5 protein-coding genes are annotated in these 5,540 nt (G+C 23.0%); all 5 read left to right on the top strand.

What is annotated here, in order from left to right; all coding sequences use genetic code 11:
- Nucleotides 1–1,010: O-antigen ligase family protein (locus GBZ86_RS17245; RefSeq protein WP_170272235.1), on the top strand; the 1,010-nt coding region annotated here is incomplete at its 5' end.
- A 38-nt stretch (nt 1,011–1,048) separates the two neighbouring features.
- Nucleotides 1,049–2,359: a nucleotide sugar dehydrogenase gene (locus tag GBZ86_RS12040; protein ID WP_152890993.1), complete on the top strand. Its 1,311-nt coding sequence runs from the start codon at nt 1,049–1,051 to the stop codon at nt 2,357–2,359.
- Between the two features lie 141 nt (nt 2,360–2,500).
- A complete protein-coding gene (locus GBZ86_RS12035; protein WP_152890991.1) occupies nt 2,501–3,679 on the top strand; it encodes a glycosyltransferase family 4 protein in 1,179 nt (392 codons plus the stop codon).
- Between the two features lie 20 nt (nt 3,680–3,699).
- On the top strand, nt 3,700–4,878 hold the full coding sequence (locus GBZ86_RS12030; RefSeq protein ID WP_152890989.1) for a glycosyltransferase: 1,179 nt from the start codon (nt 3,700–3,702) through the stop codon (nt 4,876–4,878).
- Nucleotides 4,879–5,212: 334 nt separating this feature from the next.
- Nucleotides 5,213–5,540 (top strand): polysaccharide biosynthesis protein (locus GBZ86_RS12025; RefSeq protein ID WP_170272234.1); only part of this gene is annotated, 328 nt, incomplete at its 3' end.

Here is a 5,540-nt window from a genome sequence, read left to right as displayed (position 1 = left end):
GTATTAATGTAAATCATATTTGTGGATTACAAATAAATATATTAGCATTTCAAATAATAAATATTATACCAGTATTTTTTATTTCTTATTTTGTATTACAAGAAAAAGATATTAAATTTCATAAAAATGTAATGATATTAATATTAGCAATTTTCTTTATAAATATTATTTTAAGTTTTAATGTTTTACTGAAAGATTCTAACGCTATAAGAATATTAGCAACAGCAAAAGGCAATGAATATTATAGTAGCTTAGGAGCTTCTGGATTTGATATTACGTATAGTTTAGTACTTATAATTCCTAGTTTAATTTATTTCATTTCAAAATGTAAATGGAGTTTAAAGATTATATTTTCTTTATTTCTTACAATAACATTAATATATATATATAAAAGTAGTTATACTATAGTCATAATTGCAACAATATTAAGTATTTGCATATATTTTTTCTTATCATTTAAAGGATTTTTAAGATATATATTTGTTTTATTAGGTCTCATATGTACTATGTGGTTGTTAAATCCTGAATTTATATATAATACTCTTACATTGTTATCAGAAAAAATAGGTGATATTAATATTTCTACTAGAATAAATGATATAGGTAATTTAATTAAGTTTAATGATAATACTGCACTATCATTAGATAGATTAAATCTATACAATAACTCAATTCAAGCATTCTTACAAAGTCCAATTTTAGGAGTTTTCTTTATAAATCCTAATTATGTTTTATCAGGACATTCTACTATATTAGATATTTTAGGGGGATTAGGCTTAGTAGGTTTTGTTCCATTTATTATGATTTTATATTATAGTTATAAATTTAGTATTAGATATATTAAAAATTCTTCTTATAAAAAATGTATAACCACAAGTTATATAGTATTTATCTTTATTTCTACTTTAAATCCCCAATTTGCAGCTTCTACTGTAATGTTTACTTTATTGATTACAGTTCCATTACTTTATAATTTAGTTAATGATAAAAATGTTAAAACTTCAATATAGATTATAAAAGAAATTTATAAATACATTAGGAGAAAAAAATGAATATTTTTAGAAACATTTTAGAAAAAAAAGATGCAATTTCAATAATTGGATTAGGATATGTAGGATTACCTTTAGCAGTATCTTTTGCAGAAAAAGTTAATGTTATTGGTTTTGATATTAACAAAGAAAAAATAAGTAAATATAGGCAAGGAGTAGATATTACTAATGAAGTAGGAAATAAAAAAATTAAAAATACTTCTGTAAAATTCACATATGATGAAGAAGAATTGAAAAACGCTAAATTTCATATAGTAGCAGTACCTACACCTATAAACTCAGATAATACTCCAGATTTATTACCAGTAATTAATGCTAGCAAAACAGTTGGAAGAAATTTAACTAAAGATTCTATAGTGGTATATGAGTCTACAGTTTATCCAGGAGTAACTGAAGATATTTGTATACCTATTTTAGAAACAGAATCTGGATTAAAGTGTGGAATAGATTTTAAAGTAGGATATTCACCTGAAAGAATAAATCCAGGTGACAAAATAAATAAATTAGAGACAATAGTGAAGATAGTTTCAGGAATGGATGAAGAAAGTCTTAATTTAATAGCTGAAATTTATAAATTAGTTATAAAAGCTGGAGTTTATAAAGCTGAAAGTATAAAAGTAGCAGAAGCAGCGAAGGTTATAGAAAATTCACAAAGAGATATAAACATTGCATTTATGAATGAGTTATCTATTGCTTTTCATAAAATGAATATAGATACAAATGATGTTATTAGAGCAGCTGCTACTAAATGGAACTTTCTTAAATTCTATCCAGGTTTGGTTGGAGGACATTGTATTGGGGTTGATCCATATTACTTCATATATAAAGCAGAACAGTTAGGATATCATTCACAAATAATATTATCTGGAAGAAAAATTAATGATGATATGCCTAGTTTTATAGTACAAGCTATAATAAAGAAGCTTATAGAAGCTAATAAAAAAGTTAAAGGATCAACTATTCTTATAATGGGAATAACTTTTAAAGAGAATTGTTCTGATATAAGAAATAGTAAAGTTATAAATATTATTGAACAACTTAAAGAGTATAATATAAATATAAAAGTTTACGATCCTATAGCTGATAAAGAAGAAGTTAAAAGGGAATATAATATAGAATTGATTGACTATAATGCAATTAATAATTTAGATGCTATTGTTTGCGCTGTTGCTCATAATGAATTTAAAAATATTAAAGTCAGTGAATTTAAAAAAAAGTATAAAGATGAAGATAGAGTTCTTATAGACATTAAAGGAATATTTGATAAAAATAAATTTAAAGAGTATGGTATGTATTATTGGAGTTTATAAAAATATATAATCTGAATTTAAAGTGCAATAAAAAAGTTATGAAATTAAATAATTCATAACTTTTTTATAATATACAACATAGTATAAAATAGAATTTTTATAATCTATAAAGTTAAAAAAATAGTAGGAGAAGATTTTATAATGAAAAAAAAACTAGCAATAATTCATCATTGTGGATTAGTTGGAGGTGCAGGCGTTAGTTTAATAGAGGTGATTAAAATGTTATCAGAAGAGTATGAAATAACAGTATATTGTCCCAACAATCCTAATGATATGATTGAATTATTTAAATCAAAAAATATTAAGTATAAAGAATATAATTTTTTAATTGGATCAATTCCTCATTATAGTGGAGGACCAAGTTTCATTAGTAGAACATTCTGGATTTCTATATTTAATATTTTCAAATATAAAAAATATTGGAGAAGAGAGATTAATAATTTGGATGCTGATATAGTTTTAGTAAACTCTATGATTCTTTGTTGGCTTGGTAGGTTAATAAAAAAAGAAAAAAAGAAGTCAATTTGTTTTGTAAGAGAAACTGTACCTAATAAACCAATTAAAATAATTTTTAAAAATATTAACAAATGTTTTAAAAATTACTTTGATAAAATATATTTTATTTCTAGATATGATAAAGAAAGTTTTTTTAATATTGAAGAAAAATCAGTTGTTATTAAAAATAATGTAAAAGACGAATTTTTTCAAGTGTTAGATAAAATAGAGTGTTGTAAAAAGTTAAATATAAAAAATAACAAATTCAATATATTATTTGTAGGTGGCATAAGTAAACTTAAGGGTACCCATGTTATTTTAGAAGCAATTAAATATTTACCTAAAGATATAAATTTAATCGTAGCTGGATATAATTTTTATAAAAAACAAATAAATATAAAAAATTCATATGAAAAATATATTTATGAATTATTAATGGATGAAAATATTAAAGATAAAGTGAAATTTATTGGAGTTCAAAAAGATATGATACCTGCATATTATGCTTGTGATATTTTAGTATTTCCATCAATAGAGCCTCATCAAGCAAGACCAGCTTTTGAAGCAGGAGCCTGTGGTAAGGCTGTAATACTATCTGATTTTATACAAATTCGTGATGAAGTAGAAAATTATAAAAATGGATTGCTTTTTAAAGCAAATAATAGTAAAGATTTAGCAGAGAAAATTAAGCTTTTATATGAGGATAGAGAACTATGCTCTAAATTAGGAGTAGCTAATAAAGCTTTGACTATAGAAAATCATTCAAGGAAGTCAGTAAAAACAATTCTTTTAAAAGAAACTAATAATTTATTCGAAGAAATATAATAGAGCTAAAAGGAGAAAATATGAATATTGGATTTGTTTCAGTATGGCAAGAAAGAGGAGCCTCGTATGTAACTAAAGCATATCTAGATATATTTTTAAAATATAATAATAATGTATATGTTTATTGTAGAGGTAATACTAGGTATGATGTAAGATGGAATCAAAAATATGTTACAAAAGGACTTATGTTAAATGGAACTAAGATTAATTGGAAACACTTTGAAAAGTGGATTAAAAAAAATAATTTAAATATTATTTTTTTTAATGAACAAAGAGAGTTAGCAGTTGTTAAAAAATTAAAAATGAGATTTGAAAACATTAAAATTGGATCGTATATAGATTATTATAAAGAAAATACTGTAAAAGATTTTATAATATTTGATTTTTTAATTTGTAATACTAAAAGACATTTTTCGGTATTTTCATGGCATCCTCAATGTTATTATGTGCCTTGGGGAACAGATATCAGCTTATTTAAACCTACTGATTATGAAAAGAGCGGGAAGATAAATTTTTTTCATTCAGCAGGTTTGTCAAATAGAAAAGGAACAAATATTTTATATAAGGCTTTTATAGAGGGAGGCTTATATAAAAAAAGTAATTTGATAATACACACTCAGCACCCTATAGAAAAAAGTGGAATTTCGAAAGAAGAAGCTAAAAAATATAATATAAAAATTATAGAAAAAACTATAACAGCACCTGGGTTATATTCAAATTATGATGTATATGTATATCCTACAATGTTAGATGGGTTAGGCTTAACAATTTATGAAGCATTAGCTTGTGGTTTGCCAGTTATTACTTCTAATGAACCACCTATGAATGAAATTATAAATAATAATATTGGAAAATTAGTAGATATAAAAATTAAAAGATGTCGATATGATGCATATTATTGGCCTATTGTAGAATGTGATGAAAAATCTTTAATAGAAAAAATGAATTATTATATTGATAATATAGAGTTTTCAAATGATTTTAAAAATAATGCTCGTAAGTATGCAATTGAAAATTTAAATTGGGAAGATAGACAAACTAGCATATATTCAATTTTCATAAAATGTAAAAGATTAAATACTGTTATTGAAAATAAAAATACTATATTAAAATTAATTTTATATAAAATAGTATATATTATACCTGATTATTTTTTAGACAAGTTTAATAGGTTATATGGATGGATGAAAAGTAAATAGGGAATGCTAAGAAACTATAGAACTCTTACAATTACAGGTATTTGCTATGATTTAAATTCAATTAAGTGCAAGGGTTTTGAACAAAACTATTTAAAAGCCTTGCACTTATAAAATAACTTTTATTAAAAATAAGGAATAAAATCAAGTGTTTTTAGGTAAAAATAACTTAAGTTTTATAAAAATTAATGAATTCCTTATTAAAATAGGCAAGTTTTTATTAATTAATTAATTTATATAGAGGGTTTTTGAACAGCACTAAATAAATTAATAGTAATATTTTGTGCTTATAAGATTATAAATGCAATTTAATAAAATATTACTGGAGTTGATTACAATGAAATTAATTAAAAAGTTTTTGGAGTTTGCTATTGGTAATATCGTAGTATTAATTTTAGGATTAGTATCATCACCTTTAATAACTAGATTAATAAATCCTATAGAGATGGGGAAAATAGGTATAATAAATACTTTAGTTAATCTACTTATATTGATAGCTTTAATAGGATTAGATCAAGCTTATATAAGATATTATTACGATGAGTTGAAAGAGAATAGAACACAGCTATTGAAAATATGTATAAAAACTCCTTTTATTATAAGTATGATTTTATCAATCTTTATTATTATTTTTTACAAATTAATATCTAATTATATAATAGGAG

This window comes from Clostridium tarantellae (assembly GCF_009295725.1).
GTDB lineage: Bacteria > Bacillota > Clostridia > Clostridiales > Clostridiaceae > Sarcina > Sarcina tarantellae.
This window is presented reverse-complemented; position numbering and strand designations above follow the sequence as displayed.